20 protein-coding genes are annotated in these 20,067 nt (G+C 63.0%); 5 read left to right on the top strand and 15 right to left on the bottom strand.

Going from position 1 to position 20,067, the window contains the following annotated elements:
* Nucleotides 1–57 precede the first annotated feature (57 nt).
* On the bottom strand, nt 58–1,422 hold the full coding sequence (locus AAC071_RS08965) for a flagellar hook protein FlgE (protein ID WP_339831820.1): 1,365 nt from the start codon (nt 1,420–1,422) through the stop codon (nt 58–60).
* Nucleotides 1,423–1,757: 335 nt separating this feature from the next.
* Between AAC071_RS08965 and AAC071_RS08960 the strand changes: the two genes are divergently transcribed.
* A complete protein-coding gene (locus AAC071_RS08960) occupies nt 1,758–2,603 on the top strand; it encodes a MoxR family ATPase (protein ID WP_339831817.1) in 846 nt (281 codons plus the stop codon).
* 149 nt (nt 2,604–2,752) lie between these two features.
* On the opposite strand, the gene AAC071_RS08955 is transcribed toward AAC071_RS08960, so the two are convergent.
* The 3 genes from AAC071_RS08955 to AAC071_RS08945 all read right to left on the bottom strand — a co-directional run bounded on the left by AAC071_RS08955 (nt 2,753) and on the right by AAC071_RS08945 (nt 5,855).
* A complete protein-coding gene (locus AAC071_RS08955) occupies nt 2,753–4,387 on the bottom strand; it encodes a DUF4166 domain-containing protein (protein WP_339831815.1) in 1,635 nt (544 codons plus the stop codon).
* Nucleotides 4,384–4,848, bottom strand: a complete 465-nt coding sequence (locus AAC071_RS08950; RefSeq protein WP_339831813.1) for a DCC1-like thiol-disulfide oxidoreductase family protein — start codon at nt 4,846–4,848, stop codon at nt 4,384–4,386. Before AAC071_RS08950 ends, AAC071_RS08955 begins: the two co-directional genes overlap by 4 nt.
* Before the next feature lie 449 nt (nt 4,849–5,297).
* Nucleotides 5,298–5,855 (bottom strand): lysozyme inhibitor LprI family protein, encoded by a 558-nt coding sequence (locus AAC071_RS08945; RefSeq protein ID WP_339831811.1) that lies wholly within the window; start codon nt 5,853–5,855, stop codon nt 5,298–5,300.
* Between the two features lie 83 nt (nt 5,856–5,938).
* On the opposite strand from AAC071_RS08945, the gene AAC071_RS08940 reads away from it, so the two are divergent.
* The gene (locus AAC071_RS08940) at nt 5,939–7,114 is read left to right on the top strand and encodes a VWA domain-containing protein (RefSeq protein WP_339831810.1); all 1,176 of its coding nucleotides are present in this window, start codon (nt 5,939–5,941) and stop codon (nt 7,112–7,114) included.
* 9 nt (nt 7,115–7,123) lie between these two features.
* Here AAC071_RS08940 and AAC071_RS08935 read toward each other — a convergent pair whose 3' ends face one another.
* Genes AAC071_RS08935 through AAC071_RS08925 form a run of 3 tightly spaced genes read right to left on the bottom strand, consistent with a single transcriptional unit; the run spans nt 7,124 to nt 10,098 of the window.
* Nucleotides 7,124–7,825 (bottom strand): ABC transporter ATP-binding protein, encoded by a 702-nt coding sequence (locus AAC071_RS08935; protein WP_339831808.1) that lies wholly within the window; start codon nt 7,823–7,825, stop codon nt 7,124–7,126.
* Nucleotides 7,822–9,072, bottom strand: coding sequence for an ABC transporter permease (locus AAC071_RS08930; protein WP_339831806.1), 1,251 nt, complete (start codon nt 9,070–9,072; stop codon nt 7,822–7,824). The genes AAC071_RS08935 and AAC071_RS08930 overlap by 4 nt, the downstream gene beginning before the upstream one ends.
* A 3-nt stretch (nt 9,073–9,075) precedes the next feature.
* Nucleotides 9,076–10,098 (bottom strand): efflux RND transporter periplasmic adaptor subunit, encoded by a 1,023-nt coding sequence (locus tag AAC071_RS08925; protein ID WP_339831805.1) that lies wholly within the window; start codon nt 10,096–10,098, stop codon nt 9,076–9,078.
* A 116-nt stretch (nt 10,099–10,214) separates the two neighbouring features.
* Here AAC071_RS08925 and AAC071_RS08920 point away from each other — a divergent pair, with 116 nt between their 5' ends.
* Complete coding sequence (locus AAC071_RS08920) at nt 10,215–10,628, top strand: hypothetical protein (RefSeq protein ID WP_339831804.1); 414 nt, start codon at nt 10,215–10,217, stop codon at nt 10,626–10,628.
* Here the strand turns inward: AAC071_RS08920 and AAC071_RS08915 are convergent.
* A complete protein-coding gene (locus AAC071_RS08915) occupies nt 10,622–13,879 on the bottom strand; it encodes an error-prone DNA polymerase (RefSeq protein WP_339831803.1) in 3,258 nt (1,085 codons plus the stop codon). The two genes, AAC071_RS08920 and AAC071_RS08915, sit on opposite strands and share 7 nt — an antisense overlap.
* Nucleotides 13,876–15,474, bottom strand: a complete 1,599-nt coding sequence (locus AAC071_RS08910; RefSeq protein WP_339831802.1) for a DNA polymerase Y family protein — start codon at nt 15,472–15,474, stop codon at nt 13,876–13,878. The genes AAC071_RS08915 and AAC071_RS08910 overlap by 4 nt, the downstream gene beginning before the upstream one ends.
* A 148-nt stretch (nt 15,475–15,622) precedes the next feature.
* Between AAC071_RS08910 and AAC071_RS08905 the strand changes: the two genes are divergently transcribed.
* Nucleotides 15,623–15,877: a hypothetical protein gene (locus AAC071_RS08905; protein ID WP_339831800.1), complete on the top strand. Its 255-nt coding sequence runs from the start codon at nt 15,623–15,625 to the stop codon at nt 15,875–15,877.
* Between the two features lie 15 nt (nt 15,878–15,892).
* On the top strand, nt 15,893–16,183 hold the full coding sequence (locus AAC071_RS08900; protein WP_339831798.1) for a hypothetical protein: 291 nt from the start codon (nt 15,893–15,895) through the stop codon (nt 16,181–16,183).
* Nucleotide 16,184: 1 nt separating this feature from the next.
* Here AAC071_RS08900 and AAC071_RS08895 read toward each other — a convergent pair whose 3' ends face one another.
* From AAC071_RS08895 to AAC071_RS08870, 6 genes are read right to left on the bottom strand one after another with little or no spacing between them, the layout of a single operon-like run.
* Entirely contained in the window at nt 16,185–17,021 is an 837-nt protein-coding gene (locus tag AAC071_RS08895) for an inducible mutagenesis protein A (protein WP_339831797.1), read from the bottom strand.
* Nucleotides 17,022–17,081: 60 nt separating this feature from the next.
* The gene (locus tag AAC071_RS08890) at nt 17,082–17,699 is read right to left on the bottom strand and encodes a sulfotransferase family protein (protein WP_339831795.1); all 618 of its coding nucleotides are present in this window, start codon (nt 17,697–17,699) and stop codon (nt 17,082–17,084) included.
* Between the two features lie 28 nt (nt 17,700–17,727).
* On the bottom strand, nt 17,728–18,345 hold the full coding sequence (locus AAC071_RS08885) for a class I SAM-dependent methyltransferase (RefSeq protein WP_339831793.1): 618 nt from the start codon (nt 18,343–18,345) through the stop codon (nt 17,728–17,730).
* Nucleotides 18,346–18,398: 53 nt separating this feature from the next.
* Nucleotides 18,399–19,250, bottom strand: a complete 852-nt coding sequence (locus tag AAC071_RS08880) for a hypothetical protein (RefSeq protein ID WP_339831791.1) — start codon at nt 19,248–19,250, stop codon at nt 18,399–18,401.
* A gap of 23 nt (nt 19,251–19,273) precedes the next feature.
* Nucleotides 19,274–19,693: a DUF3574 domain-containing protein gene (locus tag AAC071_RS08875; protein ID WP_339831789.1), complete on the bottom strand. Its 420-nt coding sequence runs from the start codon at nt 19,691–19,693 to the stop codon at nt 19,274–19,276.
* 40 nt (nt 19,694–19,733) lie between these two features.
* Nucleotides 19,734–20,057 (bottom strand): 2Fe-2S iron-sulfur cluster-binding protein, encoded by a 324-nt coding sequence (locus AAC071_RS08870; protein ID WP_339831787.1) that lies wholly within the window; start codon nt 20,055–20,057, stop codon nt 19,734–19,736.
* Between the last annotated feature and the right edge of the window lie 10 nt (nt 20,058–20,067).

Here is a 20,067-nt window from a genome sequence, read left to right as displayed (position 1 = left end):
ACGGGGACGGGGGCCTTGGCGGCGGACGCCCCGTCTACGGGACGCCCGCCGTCTCTGTTAGCGCTTCATGTTGAGCGTTTCGCGGATCAGTTCGTCGGCCGTGGTCACGATGCGCGTGCCGGCCGTATAGGCCTGCTGCGTCACGATCAGCTTCGAGAACTCGTCCGCGATATCGACATTGGAGGCCTCGCGGGCCGAAGCGATGATGTCGCCGCCGGCGCCCAGAATGGCCTCGCCCGATTCCTGTGTCGCCGCAAAGGCGGTGCCGTCGAGCTTCTTCAGCTTGTCGGGCGCATTGAACTTGGCGAGCGAGACTTCGGCGATGTCGACCGTCTTGCCATTGGAATAGGTGCCGGCGATGCGGCCGTTTTCCGAGACGGCGATGCTGACGAGCTCGCCCGACGGATAGCCGTTCTGGTCGATCGTGTTGACCGCGACGGCGCCGCTGCTGCTCTGGAACTGCGTGATGTTGGACGCGCCATGATCGAGCGTGACGTCACCCAGATTGATGCCGTTGACGGTCAGCGCGGTGATCGTGGTCGAGTCGACCGAGGGGCTCAGGCGGCCCTGCGCATCGAAAGCATAGGACTGGCCGATATTGACCCACTTGTCGGCAGCGCCCACAGCCGCGTCGTCGGTCTTGTAGAACAGGTTCCACTCGTCGCCGCCGCCGGCCGTATTGTCGACCTTCGACCAGCGCAGCTGGATGTTGACCGGCGCGCCCAGCGTGTCGTAGCCGGTGATGGCGCCGCCCGACAGCGAGTTGTCGAGGAAAATGTCTTCGCCGCTGGCCGGGATCGCCGAAAGATCGGCGAGCGGCGGCGTGAAGCGGCCGACGGTCAGCAATTCGCTGTCGGCGATGTCCGGATCGGCATTGACCGTCTGCGGCCAGGCCGGCAGGTTGGCCGTGTAGCTGATCGAATTCGTCGGTCGCGCCGCCAGGAAGTCGCGGTTGACCTGGATGCGGCCCGGCGTGTCGCCCACCGGATTGCCGGTGATCGGATCGATGGTAAGCCCCTGCAGCGCATAGCCGGCGCCGTTCACGAGATAACCGTGACGATCCATCGTGAAGTCGCCACGCCGCGTATAGTAGTTGACGTTGTCGAAGACCGGCTGGTTATCGACGGTCGCGATGGTCGACGAGACGATGAAGAAGCCTTCGCCGTTGATCGCCATATGCGTCGGCACCTCGGAGGCGTCGATCGAACCCTGCACCGAATTGGTGAAGGCCGGCGCCGCCAGAACCGCGCCCGGCAGATGGTTGCGGCTCGACGAGGCGGTGACGATGTCCTGGAAGCTGGTATCGGTACGCTTGTAGCCGACCGTCTGCGAATTGGCGATGTTGTCCGAGATGTGACCGAGCGCGCTCGACTGGGCGCGAATGCCGGTAATGGCGGTGGTCATCGATCCAAAGAAACTCATGGGCTCTTCTCCATGCGGTGGGTTCCGGCAGGGGCTCTGCGGAACACGTGCTGCCAGCAGGGGAGCAAGGAGCGGGCCATCCTGTTTATTGAATAAAATCAACAGGTTACAATTTATTAACCAACGCGGCGCTCAGCAGCCCCTGCCCCCTGCCCGGCAGAAATTGCCGCAAGGGCAGCGCCCGGGGTCCGGCCGGCCCGTTCGGGCCTGTCGTCCCCTGGCGTCGGCGGCAGGCGCGGCCTTTTCCTTGAACCCCGCCGGGCCAGCCTTTAGGTTCCTTCGCGTTCAGCCATTCGGTAACGGCCGCGGCGCGCGGCCAGAGGAAAGCCATATCCATGAAGTTTGAGGGAACGAAAGATTACGTCGCCACAGAAGACCTGCGCGTCGCCGTCAACGCGGCGATCACGCTGCAGCGTCCCCTTCTCGTGAAGGGCGAACCCGGCACCGGCAAGACCGTGCTGGCCGAGGAAATCGCCAAGGCGATCGATGCCGAGCTCATCACCTGGAACATCAAGTCGACCACCAAGGCGCATCAGGGTCTTTATGAATACGACGCCGTTTCGCGCCTGCGCGACAGCCAGCTCGGCGACGAGCGCGTCAAGGACATCCGCAACTACATTTCCAAGGGCAAGCTCTGGGAAGCCTTCGAGCGCAAGAAGCGCCCGATCCTGCTGATCGACGAGATCGACAAGGCCGACATCGAATTCCCGAACGACCTGCTGCAGGAACTCGACCGGATGGAGTTCTACGTCTACGAGACCAACGAGACCATCAAGGCCGAAATCCGCCCCATCGTCATCATCACGTCCAACAACGAAAAGGAGCTGCCGGACGCCTTCCTGCGCCGCTGCTTCTTCCACTACATCAAGTTCCCGGACGAAGACACGATGCGCGCCATCATCGACGTCCACTTCCCCGGCCTCAAGGGCAAGCTGGTGCAGGAAGCGCTGTCGATCTTCTACGAGATCCGCGAAGTGCCGGGCCTGAAGAAGAAGCCCTCGACCTCGGAACTGCTCGACTGGCTGAAGCTGCTGCTGTCGGAAGACATCTCGGCCGAGACGCTGCGCGAGAAGGACCCGACCAAGCTGATCCCGCCGCTGCACGGCGCGCTCCTGAAGAACGAGCAGGACGTCCACCTCTTCGAACGCCTCGCTTTCCTGGCCCGCCGCGAGCGGAACTAGGCAACAAACGCTCCTTCCCACCCTCCCCTCGGGGAGGGTCGAAAAATCCGGCAGGATTTTTCGGGGCGGGGGAGCCACAAGCTGGATACATCAAAGCCCGCGCCTCACCGCGCGGGCTTTTTCGACCCTTATGACGGGCACAAAACGGATCAAGGGAAAGACGGCTTCTCCCGATCCGGCTTCACCCGCCCCCTGTAGCGCACGATCAAGCCGCCGCCGAACGGCGCGCCGAGCGCGACATCGAAGTGGAATTCTCCGTCCACGGCATATTCCCGGCTCTCGCTCGTCGGCAAAAGAAAGCCCGGCAGCGGCACACCCAGGAACCAGCCGCAGCGGACCGGCAATCCCATGCAGCCATCCGCCACCGGAAGTTCCTGTTCGTAGTTGAAGAGCCAGAAGCGCTCCCGGTAGCGATAAGGCGCGGGCGCCGGCGTGCAATGGGACCTGAAGACGCGGCCGCCGAAATTCCGCTCCCAGATTTCGCCGGTCTCAACGCGCGTCTTCGTGATCGTCAGCGGCACAGCCTCGGCCGCCAACGGAAAGCCGAAAAACCATGCGGCGAAGCGCGCGATCATCGAGCTTCCGCGCGTCACCTGTGCCGTGCCGGAAAAGCTCTCGATGTCCTGAACGCTGTGCAGAGCCCGCACCGCGGGCGGCAAGAGCGGCCACCGGTCGCCCAGCGCCGACTGAAAAAGCGTCGGACACGGGAGCGCCGCGGTGTCGGTCGAAACGGCGAGATCGGACATCGCCTCCTCGATCTCCCGCAGCGTCGTTTCCGCCAGGCAGGGCCTTGCGCCGGGCGGCACGCGGTCCAGCCGGCGGATCAGGGCACGCACGGCAACCGTGGGAATGTAGGGGCCGTCTCCGGCTTCCGCGATCAGGCGCCATTCGCGCCGGATCGCTGCATCGCCACTCTGCCCTGTGACGGCAACCCGCATCCCGCCGCGATCCGTTCCGAAGGCGAGAAAGAGATTGGCGAACCGCCGGAAGAGCTCCGCCCACCGCGGCGTAACCTCGAACATCCAGCGCCGCCGCAGAAACGCCGCGGCGCGCATGCCCATGTTGAGGATGCTGAGTTCCAGGCCGGCCCGGAACATGACCGACCGCGCCCCGAAGAACGCCGGGAACAGACGGATGTCGGGCACCTCGATGAAATAGGCGGTGCGCTCGAGGTCAGGGGCGAGGCGCACCCGCCTTGCGTCGCCCCAACAGCGCTGATCGCGCCACATCCCGCCGCGCCAGACGCGGTTCGTGGTTCCGAGCTGGCCAACAATGCTTGATATCACCGATCGCCCGCGCGGTGCGCGATTGCCCGGCAGGATGGCCGTGTCGATCAGGAGAATTTCGTCGAGCCCGGCGCAGAGTTCGGCGGCGACGGCCGACGAAATCCCGGGCACGCTCGACGCGCCGGAAAGCAGCCGCCGCCCGCGCCTGCGCGCTTCTTCGCCGAGCACGGCAAGTCCGGCGGTGAAACCGGCATCGTCCGAAAGATCGAGATAATCCGCATGATGCGCGAGGCAGAGACGCGGAATGATATAGGGATCGCGTCCATAAGCCTGGTACGGCCCGGCGGCATCGACGACGACGTCCGGCGACACAGTGAAGAGCGCCGCCGGATCGGCATGGAAATCCAGCGCCAGCGCGGTGCAGCCAAGTTTTTGGGCCAGCGCCCGCGCCTTCCCGATGCTTCGTCCGACGATCACGACGTCATGGCCGTCCCGGACCAGAAGTTCGGCAAGCCGGGAACCGAAGACGCCATAGCCGCCAAGGACAACGACCTTCATTCGATCAGCCTCGCCCGCAGCGCCGGATCGGGGATCTCGCACATATTGGTTCTGCCGAAAAGCCGGTACCGGTTGCGGGCAAGCCGCCGATAGAACCAGTCCTGCACGGCGCGCGGCAGAAGCCGCAGCGGCTGCAGCAGGTTTCCGGCACCGCCAATGCGCGCGCCCACGCGGATCATCGCGTCGAGCGACGTATAGGCGCGCCCGTCGGCAATATAGAGCCAGCTCTCCGGATCGTCGGGCGAGAGCCCGTAATGCTGGAGCAGGGCGCGTCCGAGTTCGGTCTGCGCCCGGCAGATCCGAACCTCCCCGCTCCTGTCGAACCGGGCGATCAGACGCGCACCCGCCGAGCACAGCGCGCATTCACCATCCATGACGGTCACCGGCTGCCGGTCTTCGAAAGGCGGAACGGCAGAGTCGGCCCGATAGGAATGAGGTTCGTTGGAAAGGGCGCGCGTCATACGGATCCTTCGCGAGCCGGCCGGGGAAAATTCCTGCTGAATGGCATCGGCCTGTGGAGCCCCTGTAAATCCCGGGCTGATACTATCGGTGTCGCAGCACCATCGGCTCAAGCGGCAAACGCGGTTTCCGCAAAAAAACTTATCCCCGCCCACCTTTGAGCCCCCATCTTGTATGGACCGCCTTCGAGAGGGATGCTCCGGAGCGTCCGTTGCATGAAGGTCTGGGCGGCGCCTGCGCCGCCGGGGAAGTAACGCACCCCGGCGCCCCGGGGCTCCCGATGCAGGATGGGCGCGGGCACTATGACCCGCTCGGCAAGACGGTTCCTCTTCGGACGAACCCGAAGCTGTTGGGTGGACGTGGGCATCGGGGCAAAAACGTCGTGCGCGGAGTGTCTTCGGGCGCTCAAGAAAACAAACGAGAGTCGCGGTCGAAGTCACTCCGCGCCCCTCTATCTCTCGCCAGACCCGCGCGCGCCTCGCGGGGCCGTTTCCGTGCGCCTGGTCGGCTCAGGCACGATCAGCGGTTCCTCGCCCAGAAAATCCGCGAGGTCGGCCGCCCGCTCCATCGCCGTTTCCGTGAGGCATGCCACATGCATTTGCCGGTACATTGTCCCCATTGGTATCAGGAACCGCCGGCAGCGTGCCGCGCGATAGGCCGCATAGGCGACGCCGCTCGCCTCCACATAATCGGTCAGACGCCGGTCCTCGATCGCGATAACGGCATCTTCCCGCGCCTCGACGACCTTCTCCCAATAGCCGAGCGCCGCCCCCTGGCACTGGTTCATCGCCAGCGTCGTCCAGTCGCCGGCCTCGGCGCAGGCCGCGAAATAGGCAGCGCTGCACTGCTTCGGCGCATCGCCCCCCGCCTCCTCGCCCGAGGCAGCGACAAGGCAGGCTTCGATCCGGGCCCCGGCCTCGCCCTTGGCGAGATAAGGGTTGCCGGTTGCAGCGGCAGGCAAGCTAAACCCAAGCACCATCAGGAAAATCGTCGGATACACACGGCCCATAAATGAACGCTCCTACCCCTTCAAACCGGCCACCTTAGGCCCTAGACTGCACCCAAACGCCATTCAGGAATCTGGAAACGCCCATGTTCGTCCACTTCTTTCATGAACTGAAAAAAGCCAACATTCCCGTCAGCCTGCGCGAATATCTGACCATGCTCGAAGCGATGGATGCCGATGTCATCGATCGCCGGGTCGAGGACTTCTACTTTCTCTCCCGCGCCGCGCTGGTCAAGGACGAGCGCAATCTCGACAAGTTCGACGTCGTTTTCGGTCATGTGTTCAAGGGCCTGGAACTGGTCGGTGATGGCGAGCTCGCCAACATTCCCGAGGAATGGCTGAAGGCACTGACCGAGAAATTCCTGACCGAGGAGGAGAAGGCGCAGATCGAAGCACTGGGCGGCTGGGAAAAGATCATGGAGGAGCTGCAGAAGCGCCTCGAGGAACAGAAGGAACGCCACGAAGGCGGCAACAAGTGGATCGGCACCGGCGGCACCTCGCCTTTCGGCGCCAATGGCTACAACCCGGAAGGCGTGCGCATCGGCCAGAAGGAAGGCCGCCACGGCAAGGCCGTCAAGGTCTGGGACAAGCGCGAATACAAGAACCTCGACGATCAGGTCGAACTCGGCACCCGCAACATCAAGGTCGCACTACGCCGCCTGCGCCGTTTCGCCCGCGAGGGCGCGCCGACCGAACTCGATCTCGACGGCACCATCAAGGCAACCGCGCATCAGGGTTATCTCGACCTGATCATGCGACCCGAGCGTCGCAACAAGATCAACGTGCTGATCTTTTTCGACATCGGCGGCTCGATGGACAGCCACATCAAGCTCTGCGAGGAACTCTTCTCGGCCGCGCGCAGCGAATTCAAGAATCTCGAATATTTCTACTTCCACAACTGCCTCTATGAAGGCGTCTGGAAGGACAACCGCCGCCGCCACGCCGAAAAAATGTCGACATGGGACGTGCTCCACAAATACCCGTCCGACTACAAGGTGATCTTTGTCGGCGACGCCACCATGTCGCCTTACGAAATCACCTATGCCGGTGGCTCGGTCGAACACTGGAACGAAGAGCCCGGCGGCATCTGGCTCGAACGCGTCAATCAGATCTATGAAAGCGCCATCTGGATCAATCCGATCCCGGAGCGCCACTGGGAATACACACCCTCTCTGCAGATCATCAAGCAGATCATGGGCGAACGCATGTTCCCGCTGACACTGGAAGGCCTCGACCACGCGATGCGCGAGCTCAGCCGCTGATCTTCCGGCTCAGCGCCGCGTATCGCTGTCGATCTTCCCGTCGACCAGATGCACATTGCGCGGCGCGGAATCGGCAAAATCCTTGTCATGCGTCACGGCAACAACGGTGCGGCCCTGCTTCGCGGCGAGATCGGCGAAAATGCCCTGCACGATCTCGCTGTTGCGCATATCGAGATTGCCGGTCGGCTCGTCGGCAAGGATCACCGCCGGATCGTTGGCAAGCGCCCTTGCAACGGCAACGCGCTGACGCTGCCCGCCCGACAATTGGTCCGGCCGCTTCCTGGCCTGGTCGTCGATCTCGAAATCCCTGAGCAGCGCCATGCCACGCGCGTGGATTTCCCTTTCGGTCAGACGGCCAAGCCTGATCATTGGCAGCGTCACGTTCTGCAGCACTGTGAACTCGGGCAGCAGGAAATGAAACTGGAACACGAAACCGAGCTTGGCGAGCCGCACATCGGCCAGCTTGTCGGACGAATAGCCGGACGTGTCGATACCGTCGATCAGCACACGCCCCTCGGTCGGCAGGTCGAGCAGCCCGAGCAGGTAGAGCAAAGACGACTTGCCCGAACCGGACGGTCCGGTAACGCTGACAAATTCGCCGCGCCGGATGACGAGATCGATATCGCGCACCAGCGTCACAGGCACGGCTTCCTGCAGAATGCGCGTCACGCCCTTGAGTTCGATGACCGGCACCTTGCCATCCGCGCTCATGTCGCACCCCGGATGATGTCGACCGGCCGCACAGCCGCCGCCTTGCGCGCCGGGAACCAGGCCGCCACGACCGCGGAAATCAGCGCAAAGGCACCACCGACGCCGAACTGGAACGGACCCTTTTCGAGCGGCAGCTTCTGCGTATCCATCAGGCCCGGCACCGTGATTTCGACCGTTCCCAGCATCTGCAGCAAGATGAGCCCCAGGCCCCAGCCCAGAAACATGCCGATCAGGCCGACGAAAACACCCTGCACCAGGAAGATCCGCTCGATATCGCCGGCCCGAAATCCCATCGACATCAGGATCGCGATATCGCGCCGTTTTTCCATCACCACCGTCGAGATGATGTTGAATATGCCGAACGCGGCCACCGCCATGATCGCCCCGACGATCGAATAGGTGATGATGTTGCGCACGATGAACAGCCCGAGAAAGTCACGATTGACCTCCTGCCAGGACTCGGTGCGATAGCCCCAGCGGCTTTCGAGCTGCGATGCGTAATCCTCGGCTGCGTCGGGATCGGTTATCTTGATGCGGATACGGTTGGCAATGAACGGTTTGTCGAGCAGAACTTGCGCATCCTTGATCAGCATATAGGCCTGCCCCTCATCGAGCAGCAGGTTGCCCGTCCGGAAAATGCCGACGACCTTCATGCGCCGCACGAGTCCGGCCGGCGACACGACGGTTGCGAGATCGTCCATACCGAGGCCGAGGCGGATCGACATGCCCTGGCCGATCACGATGCCTTGCGACGCCGTCTTGAGCCGCATCAGGCTGCCTTCCCGCATGTCGGATTCGATAGTGGTAAGAAAACGCTCCTTCTCCGGGTCGATGCCGGCAATGCCGGCACTCGCATCCTTCGACGCATAGCGGATGATCGCCTGCCCCATCAACGCCGCCTCGGCAATGACGCCGGGCTGGCGCGAGAGTTCCTCGACCATCGCACCGTGGTTCTTGATCCCGCGAAGATATTCGCGCGGCTTGGTATTGGTCAGCGTCACCGCACCTTCGGGAAAGGCAATGAACACGGGCTGCGGCGCGGCCTCGCGGAACTCATCCTTGATCGTGATATGCGGCGCATTGTCGAGCAGGCGCTTGACCATGTCCTGCTCGGAGCCCGACATCAGCGCCGAGGTCGCGACGAAGAAACCGACACCCAGCGCAACACCCAGCGTCGAAACAAGCGTCTGACGGCGCCGGTGCCGAAGCTGCGCCGCCGCAATGCCCATGCTGACGCGCCAGAACATCGCCTATTCCCTGTCGCGCGCGTCCGGCCGAACGCGCCGGCCCTCGGCAATCCCGGCCGCCGAATTGACGACGATGATGTCGTCTTCCGAAAGGCCGGTCAGAATTTCGGCTTCCATATTTCCGACGGCGCCAAGCGTCACCGGCCGGAGTTGTGTGCGCCCATCCTCGACGACCCAGACGGCGCCGCCCGTGATCGCGGAAAGGGGCACCAGAAGCGCGTTCTCCTCGCGTCGCACGACGATGTTGATCTCGGTGGTCATGCCGGAGACGAGCGGCGTGTCGTCGGGCAGCGCGATATAGACACGATAGGTACGCGCGATCGGATCGCCATGCGGGGTAATGCCGCTGACCGTCCCGCGAAGCACCTGCTGGTCAAACGCATCGGCGCGGATCAATGCTTCCTGGCCGTCGGCGACTTTCAGAATGTCCTCTTCATCGACTTCGGCATCGATCTGCAGGGCCGTCGCATCGCCGACCATGAAAAGCACCTGCCCCGGCTGGGCCATGTCGCCAATCTTCAGCTGGTTTTCGGATCGCAGGATCGTGCCCGCAACAGGCGCTGTAATGAAATGCTCGTCGAGCCGCGCCTGCGCTCCCTTGAGTGCGGCAAGTGCGGCGGCATGTGCTGTTTCCATCTGATCGAGAACCGCCGCACTCACATGTCCGGCGCGCCGCAGGGTGCGGGTGCGCTCAAGCTCGGACGCGGCAAGTTGCAATCGCGCACTGAGTTCCTGAACACGCGAAATTTCTTCACGCGCGTCGATGACGGCAAGAACCTGCCCGGCCTCCACGGGCGCGCCCTCGCGCGCCACCACCTCGGTCAGGCGCCCGGAAACCTTCGTTCCGACTCGCGCATATCGGATCGGCTCCACGGTTCCGGTCGCATAGACGGCCTCGACGGCCAGCCCGCGTGTCGGTGTTGCGACGAGTACGGTTGGAGGCTGCAGGAACAGCAGATAAGTGACACCGGCCAGCAGAATTATTGCAGCGGCAAAGCCGCCGACCCAGATCGTGCGCTGTCGCAAGATGCCTCCGCCGCTGATCGCCTGTTCACATCCAGCACCATGTATAGCAGAGTCCATGCGGATATGCGCGCAGGCCTCCAGGGGACCGGATGTCGCATCGGATAGGGGAGAGACAGATGACCGGAAGTGACACGCAGGCTCGGGTGATCCGGGCCATCGCCTGGATCGATCTCGCGATCACGCTGCCTTTCGCATTGCCCTTTGTTGCGGAAGCGGTGATCTCGCTGCTTTACTTCGCCGACAGGGGAATCGGATTGGACACTCCCTCGATCATGTTCGAAACGGGGCCTTTCGGCCTGATGTTCGTTCATATCATGGGTGTACTGGGGGTTGTCTGGGCACTGGCGCGGCTGCGCCGTCCGGCGCCCGATCTGGCACGCATGGATGCCCGTGCCCGTCTCGCCGTGACAATCCTCATTCTTTACGCGATCGGGATGGGGGCAACACCTCTGCTGTGGCTTTTCATTGCAAGTGAAGTCGCGGGAAGCGCCGCGCAATTCGCGGTTCTCCGGAAAACGCCCGCTCAATGAAAATCGCGGCTCTTCGGGACGAAGCGCGCCGCACGCAGCCGCCGCGCCTCGTGTTGCGCCGTCACGACTTCACGGGAGCGCGATGGCCGCTTCCCTTCATCGGCCGGCGCCAGGATCGTTTCGCCAATACTGCCGAGTTCGGAAAGTCCGGCCAGTTCATATGTCCGGTCCTCGAGTTCTTCAGCGATGATATGGATGACAATCCCTTCCTTCTGTACCCGTCCACGCACCAGCAGAAAACGTGATGTGATGACGATACGTCGCCGCTTCTCGAAGAGCTTCGGCCAGATGATGATATTGGCGATACCGGTTTCGTCCTCCAGCGTCGCGAAAATGACTCCGCTTGCCGTTCCCGGTCGCTGACGCACCAGCACCAGCCCGGCCAGCGTCACCCGGGCACCGTTCGCGATTCTCTCAAGATCCGCATTGGGCGTCACACCTTGCGCCGCGAAACGCGACCGCAGGAAGGAAACCGGATGTGCCTTCAGCGACAGCCTGAGTGTCCCGTAATCGAGGACTACATGCTCGCCGAGCGGCATGGCTGGCAGTGCCATTTCCTCCGCGCGCTGAAAACCGCCTTCCTCAAGCGCGGCAAACAAAGGCAGGGGGGCGGGCATGGTGCCCTTTCCCCCGCTGCCATAACCGCCAAGCCCGCGTACGGCCCAGAGCGCCGCGCGTCGATCGAGCCCCAAAGACCGAAAGGCATCGGCATCCGCCAGCCGCTCGACAATCGCAGGCTTGAGCCCGGTCCTGAGCCAGAAATGACGCACGGAATCGAATCCGCTTCCCCGCATCTCTTCAACGGCCGCACCCGCCTCCTTGTGAAATCCGCTGACCTGCCGAAAGCCCAGTCTCACGGCATGCTTGCCGGCCTCGTCCGTCTCCTCCAGCGTGCAATCCCAGTCGCTATGGTTGATATCGACATCTCTGACCTCGACACCATGCTTCTGCGCATCACGCACAAGCTGCGCGGCCGCATAAAAACCCATCGGCTGCGAATTGAGAATTGCCGCACAAAAGACATCCGGATAATGGCATTTGAGCCAGGCGGAAACATAGGCCAGAAGCGCAAAACTTGCTGCATGACTTTCGGGGAAACCATAATCGGCGAATCCCTCGATCTGCTTGAAACAACGCTTGGCGAAGTCGGCATCGTATCCGTTGGCAAGCATGCCGGAGACAAACTTGTCGCGATATATGCCGATCGTGCCGGATTTGCGGAACGTCGCCATGGCGCGCCGCAACTGGTCGGACTCGCCCGGCGTGAAACCCGCCGCGACAATCGCGATCTTCATCGCCTGTTCCTGGAACAGCGGCACGCCATAGGTCTTGTGCAGCACTTCCTCCAGAACCTTGGAAGGATAGGTAATCTCTTCTTCCTTGTTTCGCCGCCGCAGATAAGGATGCACCATGTCGCCCTGGATGGGCCCCGGCCGGACAATCGCCACCTCGACCACCAGATCGTAGAAGCAGCGAGGCCGCAAACGCGGCAACATCGACATCTGCGCCCGGCTCTCGACCTGGAATACTCCGATGGCGTCGGCGTTGCACAACATGTCATAGACCGCCGCATCGCCTTGCGGCACATCGGCAAGCCCCATGCGAATACCGTAATGCTTGTCGAGAAGATCGAAGGCGCGCCGGATGCAGCTCAACATACCGAGCGCCAGAACGTCGATCTTGAGAATGCCCAGCTTGTCGAGATCGTCCTTGTCCCATTCAACGAACGTGCGGTCGTCCATCGCCGCATTCTGAATCGGCACCACCTCTTCCAGTGGGCCCCTGGTGATGACGAAACCGCCCACATGCTGCGAAAGATGGCGCGGAAAGCCGATCAGTTCCCGCGCCAGCGCAATCGCCTGCCGCAAGTTCCCGTCGCCGGGATCGAGCCCGGCCTCGCGCGCATCCTTTTCCGAGATACCGCTGTTCGACCAGCCCCATGTCGAGCGCGACAACGCGTTGACGACATCCTCCGACAATCCGAAAACCTTGCCGACATCGCGAATGCTGCTGCGTGAACGATAGGAAATGACCGTTGCAGCAATGCCTGCGCGATGCCGCCCGTATTTCGCATAGATATACTGGATCACCTCCTCGCGCCGCTCATGCTCGAAATCGACATCGATATCGGGCGGCTCGTTGCGGTTCTTCGAAATGAACCGCTCGAACAGAAGATTGATCTCGGTTGGATCGACAGACGTGATTCCAAGGCAGTAGCAAACGACGGAATTGGCCGCAGAACCACGGCCCTGACAAAGAATGTTCCGGCTTCGGGCCTCGCGCACAATATCGTGAACGGTCAGAAAATAGGGCGCGTAATTCATTGCATCGATCAGCTCGAGCTCATGCAGGAGGGTTGATCGGATCTTGTCGTTGATGCCATCGGGAAACCGATCCGCTGCTCCGGCCCATGTCAGCCTTTCGAGTAGCTTCTGCGGCGTCTCGCTCTCGGAAAAGTTGTCGGCCGGATATTCGTAACGAAGCTCGTCAAGCGAGAACGTGCAACGCGCCGCAATGTCGAACGGCGCAGCAAGTGCTTGTGGTGCATGAGCGAGAAGCTGTGCCATTTCCGCCCCGCTTTTTATATGCCGTTCGGCATTCGCTTCGAGACGGAATCCGGCATCCGCCAGCGTGCAGTGTTCACGGATACAGGTCACGACGTCGGCCAGCGGCTTGCGGTCTGGTGCATGGTAAAGCACGTCATTGGTGGCAACGAGCGGAACACCCGTTTCCCGTGCCATACGGTCGAGAAGAATGAACCGGCGTTTGTCGTCGGCGCGGTAGAGCGGCGTCAAACCGAGCCAGACCGAACCTGGGAAAGCTTGTGCAAGCTGCGCCAGAGCGGCGACAAAATCCCCGCCCGGCAAGGCAGGCGGCATGGCGATGAAGCATTGCCCCGCGCCATGTTCCAGCACATCGCCGAGCGTCAGATGGCATTGCCCCTTGACCGTCCGTCGGTTGCCGAGCGTGAGAAGCCGCGTCAACCGCGCATAACCTGCCCGGTCCTGCGGATAGGCGATGACTTCGAAGCCGTCCATCGTCACCAGCCGCGTACCGACGAGAAGGCGCAAGCCTTCCTCTTTCGCCATCGCATGTGCACGCACGACGCCCGCCAGCGTATTGCGGTCGGCAACGCCGATCGCCGCAAGCCCTTGCGCCTTTGCCGCCTGCACCAGCTCATCGGCACCCGACGCCCCGCGCAGGAAACTGAAATTGGTCGCAACCGCAAGCTCTGCGAATGGCACATTCATTCGAAAATGCCGTGCAGATACCATCGCGGGCCGGCCTTGTCGCGCAGGTAAAGCCCATCGCGATAGAGCCAGAAGCGCCGCCCCTCGGCGTCTTCCACGCGGTAGTAATCGCGCGTCCGGCGGCCGCCGGACCGCCACCATTCGGGTGCGATCCGTTCTGGCCCCTCGGATCGCGTTACCCGGTGCGTGACACGCCGCCAGCGGAATATCCGGGGCGGGCCTTCCGGTACCTCGGCGACCGTTTCAACAGGCTCCGGCCGGGTCAGAAGCCGCAAGGGCCGGGCAAGATATCCTGTCAGCGCCGCCGCCATCTGTTCTTCCACCTGCACCCGCCAACCCTGCATCGCCGGTGTCACCCCCTTGAGCGCGGGCACGGAAACGACGGCGCGTTCGGGAACGTGGCTGGCGCGCGGTTCGAGCCGGACGATGCGCTCATGGCCAAGCCGGGCGCCGAGCCGGTCGATGATCTGCGCCAGGGCTTCTGCACCAGCACCCTCGGCATCGAAACTGTCCTGTGCCGGCGCCAATGGATCGACCGCGGTCGCGGCCAGCATCGCCGCTTCAATGCCGAAACCTGTATCGAAATCGTCACCTGCCTGTCCGAGTTTCTCCCGGAAAAGTCGGGCAAGATGAAGGGCGTCATGCGATGCAGCGGCAGTGCCGGCCGAAAGCCGCGTCACTTCGCCATCGGCGCGAAAGAGTGTCAATTCGAGCTGTCGCGCACCCCGGCGCTCGCTTGCAAGCAATCGGCAAAGTTCGCCGGCGAGAAGCCGGACCGCCTCCTCGATATCTTCGGTGCGCGTCAGCCCCTCGGCAAAAACCCCGCGGGCGCGAAAAGGTGCGGGCGGGCGCAGTGGCGAGATTGGCTCGCGTGCAAATCCCAATGCTTCGTCGAGACGCAGCGCCACCTCCCGTCCGAAACGGGCAGCAATGGGGGCGCGCGGTTTGCCGTAGAGATTGCCGACACGCTTGAGACCGAGCCGCATCAACCCGTCGACCGCCGCATCCGAAAGCCGGAGTGCGGCCACCGGTAATGTTGCGAGCGCATCCGCCTCACTCCCCGGCGGCGCGATGACGGGCGCAGCGCCGAACCGCGCCAGCGCCCAGGCCGCCCCCGGTGTCGAGGCGATCGCCACGCGCACCGTCAGTCCAAACCCGTGAAGTTGCCGCCGCAAATCGGCAAGAAGAGCTTCCTCACCGCCGAAAAGATGATCGCAACCGCTGATATCGAGCACGATCCCGTCGGGAATCTCGCCAATACCCACGGGATCGACCGCCGTCCAGGGCGTGTAGCGCCCGCACCAAAGTGCAAGCCTTTTCAGAGCTGTCCGGTCGGCAGCAAAATCGGCGGCCTGCAGATCAAGCTTCGGGCAAAGCGTCATCGCATCGGGCACAGATTGCCCCGGTGCGATGCCGGTCGCCGCCGCAGCGGCATTGCATGCCGTCACATGCATGCCCCCTTGCCCAGACGCGATCAGCGCCAGCGGCGCCCCGGACACCGAAATCTTGCCGCTTGTTCGCCGGAACGCTCGATGACGCCGCTCCACCGGCCAATGCGGCAGCCAGACCGCAGCAATCCGCCTTTCTGGATCCATATGCATAGCCGGACAAGTCCAATGGAACAAAAAGAGAACAGATACTTTGACTCAGCCGCCTTCCGAATGCGAGTCGAATTTCGGGTGCCCTGATTTCGCCCGAAAAAGGCGTAGGATGAATTCGGTTACCCCTGAAAGGCATCACTCCATGACGAAGCATCCGCTCATCCTTCTCGCGCTGCTTGCGCCGCTGGCACTGGCCGCCTGTGCCGATCCGAAAGCCGAGCAGGCACGTCTCGACGCCATCGATCACAAGAACTGCACCGATCTCGGCTTCGAGCCAGGGACCGAGGCCTACGGCAATTGCCGGCTGAAGATGAAGGAAATCCGCGCGAGGGAAGAAGGCAGCCGATCGCCCAATATCGGCTTTGGTGTCGGCATCGGTGTCAGCAAAGGGTTCTGACCGGAGGAAGATCGCATGAAGGTCGCAAAAACCACTCTGATCCTCCTGGCGCTGCTTGCGCTTGCCGCTTGCGCAAGCCCGCAGGAACAGGCCGCACGCGCCGCCGCACAGACAGAGGCCGACGCTGCCGAATGCGAACGGCTCGGTTTCACACCCGGCACCGAAGCCTTCGCCAGTTGCCAGTTGAAGCTGAAGGAAATTCGCGCGCAGGAAGCAAACACGCAGGCACTGCGCCGCGCGCAAACGCCACCACCCTTCTGGGGGCCGTGGCCGGGCTACTATCCCTATCCTTACAGGCGTTGGTAGTTCAGGCGCTTTGCCTGAGCGGCACCGCACGCTTTCCGGCCGGGATATACGGCTTCTCCCCTGCAGAAGACAACATCTTGTTGTCGGCAAGCATGAAACGCCTGTCGCGCGCATGCCATGTCACATTCCATGCGCCAGGCACACCGCCCCGCGATCGCGTTAGCGCCATGCGCCAGCCTGGCGCCTCGATCAGTCCGCCAAACTTATCCGTATCGGGAATGAGTGAACTCGGCAGGGCAGAGACACGCCAGCGCGTGGCCGCAGCACTTGCTGCCCCACCCTCATGTCCCGTGAACAGGAGCGCCGGTACTCCTTTTTCTTCCGCCGCCAGTTGCAGCCGGCGCGTGGCCGTCAGATCGAGCGCGGAAACACGGCCGTCAATCTCGCCAACGACGACGGCAAAGGCGCCGGAACGTAGCGTCTCCTCCATCGCCCACAGACAATCCGTGGCCGAGGCCGGGTGCACGAGCACAAGCCGCGCCGGGTCGAGCCCGAAACTCGCAAGCCCAGGTCCGTAAAGCGCGCCGATATCGAAAGGCGGCTGCGCCACGCCGCACCAGAGCACCGGCGAAAATCCGCCCTCCGCAAGACGCACGGCAAGCGCCGCCAGAAACCCCGTCGCTGCGCCCATGTCGCGATAATCGTCGGCGGTTACCTCATGCAACGCACCGGCCTTTAGCCCCCGCCCCGGCAGCGCCGCATCGATCGCATCCACACCCAGTGGCACGACACGCCCGCCCCCCGCCGCCACATCAAATCCGTTGGACGGCTTGGCAATCCGGGCCTTGAGATCGGCGAGCAATACAGCCTTGGCATCCTGTTGTGAAACCTGCGACATGAGACAAAACCTTTTGTTCTTGTTTTGTTCTAGACTTCGGGCAAGGGCGCGTCAAGCGGCCTACTCTTTCTGCCGTGCGTTGAATTCCTCGGTCGAATTGCTGCGCGGGAAAGGCACTTCCGGCACGGCAACGCCCAGAAAGCGGCACAGCGGCCCCCAACCCTCGGCGACATCGAATACAAGCAGCCGCGCCGGCGCGATTGTCCGTTTTACCTCTGCTTCATGCCGCGCCAGAACATCGAGCACATGCGCCTCGTCGGTCCGCCCGCCAAAGGTCTTTTCCTGGACGATATACTTGGCCATCCCCAGCACATCCTGCCCCGGCCCCGCCGGTGGCGGATCGTCTTCCATCACTCTGAAGATTGTCTGTGAAATGCTCTTGTACCAGCGCCCTGGGTCGCGCGTCGAAAGGATCACCCGCGCATCCGGATAATACGCCGCAAGTTCACGCCAGAAATGGCAACTTGGCCAGTCGACGCTGGCGCGATAGCCCTCCAGCAGCGCATCCCAATCGATTTTCTCGCCGCGTGCCGCCGCATGCCAGACAGACGCCTGATCGGGATGGGCAAAGACCTCCATCATGTGATGACACCGCGCGAAGCCGAGTTGCTCCAGCGCCATCTTCAGCGACAGCGTTCCCGTACGTCCAAAACCGGCACCGATGACGGACAGCGACAAGAGAAAATCTCCAGCGGCGAGAAAATACTCAGGCCTGCGCCACGCCCCAGTAGTTGAAGCCCGCAACGCGCGGCGTCGACGGCAGATACATGCTCTGCAGATCGGCGATACGGAACCCGCCTTCCTCGATAAGCGCCGGCATCTTGCGGTTGAGATTGCAACCGCCGAACAGCACCTTCCACACCGGATTGATGCGGTCCTGCCACTTCAGCACGCCGGCATCCGGCGCCGCGCCATGCTCGCAGAAAACCAGTTTGCCGCCCGGCTTCAGCACCCGCCTCATGCCTTCAAGCGCTTTCACCGGATCGGGAATGGTACACAGGCTGAAAGTACAGAGCACCGTGTCGACGCTCTTGTCATCAAGCGGAATCTGCTCGCCCGGCAGGCCGATGAACTCGACCGGAAACGGCAGGTCACTTGCCCGTTCGCCGGCAAGTTTCCAGGATGCTTCGGATGGATCGAGCCCGATCACGCGAGTGACTTTCGCCGGATCGTAATAGGGAAGATTGAGGCCGGTACCGATGCCTATCTCAAGCACTGTTCCCTCGGCCATCGGCACCACCTTCTTGCGCTGATAGCGGATTGGCTTGGTCCCGCAGGCGCAGTTGATGATATGCGGCACGATCCTGTTTTCGTAGAAGCCCATGGCGCGTTTCTCCCGATCCTTTGAATAGCGCGGAGTATGACGCCGGCCTTTCGCTAGCGCCACTCCGAAACGCCGAAGCGCAACAACCGGTCGCCATCGACCGGGCCAACGGTGCGCCCCCGTCCCTTGAGGCCCATCGCCGCCGCGCGTAGCAGCCGTTTGTCACGCAAAGCACTGGCCAGCCGAACCGCCGCCGAAAGCGCCTGCCAGACTGCCTCCGGCTCGACAAGCCCCGCAGCGCCGGTAGCGCGACGCCCCCTCCATGCCATCGCCAGAAGCCTGTCGCGCAGATCTCCGGCCAGACGCACGGCGCCGGCCACATCCGCGGCATCGGCAAGCATCGCGGCCACAAGACCCGCCAGCGCCGCCCCACGCGTCTGTACGGCCACGAGATCGGCAAGCCCCGAGGTCGGCATGGCGGACCGACTGCCCCCGAGGGCCACGCCGCCCTGCAGCCCCGCACCCAGCGCCCCGCAAAATTCATGAAGTATCGGCGGCAGGCCCGTCCGCAAAGGCAGGATCTCGCCGGCCTCCTGATGAACCGCCATCACGTCGCCCACCGAGACCAGGACCGTCCGGCCGCCCGCGCGCATGGCCGCAAGAACCGTATCGCAAACCGCACCCGGCAAGGCAGCCAGAGGCGGCGGCATTTCGCTGGCCGGCAGAGCATCACGCAATGTCTGGTACGCCTCCAACGCAAGCCGGCCAGCCTTGCCGCGCGGCAAAATTTCGGCCGATCCGCCTGCAAGAAGTTCGGCATCGGCCATCAGCGTCAGCGAAATCTCGCGCGCCATGTCCATACCCATATCGAGTGCATCGCGCGCGCCCTCTCCCGCTGCCGCCAGCCGGAGCAGGCCCGGCCACACCTCCAACTCTTTCTCAATCAACGGTGCAGCAGCCAGCATGGCGGAAACTCGACAGGGAAAAACTATTCGACAACATGAACCGGCGCTTCCGTATGGAAAACAGATCGCTGCCCGAAGCGCGCCATGTAGTCGGCCTTGATCGCGGCCAGGGCCGCCGCAGTATCCGGCGTCGCATTGTGAACGACAATAACGACCTTGGTCGCTTCTCTCACGATGGCCGCATCGGCACGCTCGGTGTCGCGCCATTGGCCATAGGCGTCGACAACGGTCAGCCCGTCGGGAAAGCGCGGTGTCACCGTCTCGGCGAGAAATCGACGCCAGCCGCACTCGCCGACACTACCGCCATCGCCGCGATCGAGCCCGAAATAGAGCGTCGTCTGAACAATACCGGCGGATGGATCGGCAATGGCCGCGTGATGCGGCGACGCGACGACGGCAAGCGCCAGAACGGTCAGAAAGACATGAAGGAATCGACGGGTCATGAAATGCATTCTGAACCCGGACACGCCGCTTCGCCAGCCCTCAGGCCGCCTCGCGCAACGCCACGTCTGCGATACGAAGACGCAACCCGTCGAGTGCTGGCGTCATGATCAGCTGGCAGGAAAGCCGCGACCAGTCGCCGCCGTAATTCTGGTCAAGCATGTCGAGTTCGTCCTCGCGCGGCGGGTGGAGCTTTGCCGTCCATTCGGGATCGACTTCCACCTGGCAGGTGCCACAAGCGCAGGCGCCGCCGCACTCGGCAACAATCGGAAAGCCGTAGTCGCGAATGATTTCCATCACCCGCCAACCCTCGGCAGCTTCGAGCTCATGTTCGAGCCCTTTCTGGTCCACAAGAACGATACGCATTCCCTGGCTC

The organism is uncultured Parvibaculum sp. (assembly GCF_963975745.1).
In the GTDB taxonomy this organism is placed as follows: Bacteria; Pseudomonadota; Alphaproteobacteria; order Parvibaculales; family Parvibaculaceae; genus Parvibaculum.
The sequence above is the reverse complement of the archived record's forward strand: the minus strand, read 5'-3'. Positions and strand labels throughout refer to the sequence as shown.

What these genes read in the sequence shown, in the direction of transcription:
- AAC071_RS08870 (WP_339831787.1), bottom strand. Translation starts at nt 20,057, where the DNA reads ATGCGTATCGTTCTTGTGGACCAGAAAGGGCTCGAACATGAGCTCGAA.
- AAC071_RS08900 (WP_339831798.1), top strand. Translation starts at nt 15,893, where the DNA reads ATGAAGGTCGCAAAAACCACTCTGATCCTCCTGGCGCTGCTTGCGCTT.
- AAC071_RS08895 (WP_339831797.1), bottom strand. Translation starts at nt 17,021, where the DNA reads ATGTCGCAGGTTTCACAACAGGATGCCAAGGCTGTATTGCTCGCCGAT.
- AAC071_RS08960 (WP_339831817.1), top strand. Translation starts at nt 1,758, where the DNA reads ATGAAGTTTGAGGGAACGAAAGATTACGTCGCCACAGAAGACCTGCGC.
- AAC071_RS08965 (WP_339831820.1), bottom strand. Translation starts at nt 1,422, where the DNA reads ATGAGTTTCTTTGGATCGATGACCACCGCCATTACCGGCATTCGCGCC.
- AAC071_RS08945 (WP_339831811.1), bottom strand. Translation starts at nt 5,855, where the DNA reads ATGGGCCGTGTGTATCCGACGATTTTCCTGATGGTGCTTGGGTTTAGC.
- AAC071_RS08940 (WP_339831810.1), top strand. Translation starts at nt 5,939, where the DNA reads ATGTTCGTCCACTTCTTTCATGAACTGAAAAAAGCCAACATTCCCGTC.
- AAC071_RS08880 (WP_339831791.1), bottom strand. Translation starts at nt 19,250, where the DNA reads ATGCTGGCTGCTGCACCGTTGATTGAGAAAGAGTTGGAGGTGTGGCCG.
- AAC071_RS08955 (WP_339831815.1), bottom strand. Translation starts at nt 4,387, where the DNA reads ATGAAGGTCGTTGTCCTTGGCGGCTATGGCGTCTTCGGTTCCCGGCTT.
- AAC071_RS08905 (WP_339831800.1), top strand. Translation starts at nt 15,623, where the DNA reads ATGACGAAGCATCCGCTCATCCTTCTCGCGCTGCTTGCGCCGCTGGCA.
- AAC071_RS08885 (WP_339831793.1), bottom strand. Translation starts at nt 18,345, where the DNA reads ATGGGCTTCTACGAAAACAGGATCGTGCCGCATATCATCAACTGCGCC.
- AAC071_RS08950 (WP_339831813.1), bottom strand. Translation starts at nt 4,848, where the DNA reads ATGACGCGCGCCCTTTCCAACGAACCTCATTCCTATCGGGCCGACTCT.
- AAC071_RS08935 (WP_339831808.1), bottom strand. Translation starts at nt 7,825, where the DNA reads ATGAGCGCGGATGGCAAGGTGCCGGTCATCGAACTCAAGGGCGTGACG.
- AAC071_RS08915 (WP_339831803.1), bottom strand. Translation starts at nt 13,879, where the DNA reads ATGAATGTGCCATTCGCAGAGCTTGCGGTTGCGACCAATTTCAGTTTC.
- AAC071_RS08875 (WP_339831789.1), bottom strand. Translation starts at nt 19,693, where the DNA reads ATGACCCGTCGATTCCTTCATGTCTTTCTGACCGTTCTGGCGCTTGCC.
- AAC071_RS08930 (WP_339831806.1), bottom strand. Translation starts at nt 9,072, where the DNA reads ATGTTCTGGCGCGTCAGCATGGGCATTGCGGCGGCGCAGCTTCGGCAC.
- AAC071_RS08910 (WP_339831802.1), bottom strand. Translation starts at nt 15,474, where the DNA reads ATGGATCCAGAAAGGCGGATTGCTGCGGTCTGGCTGCCGCATTGGCCG.
- AAC071_RS08920 (WP_339831804.1), top strand. Translation starts at nt 10,215, where the DNA reads ATGACCGGAAGTGACACGCAGGCTCGGGTGATCCGGGCCATCGCCTGG.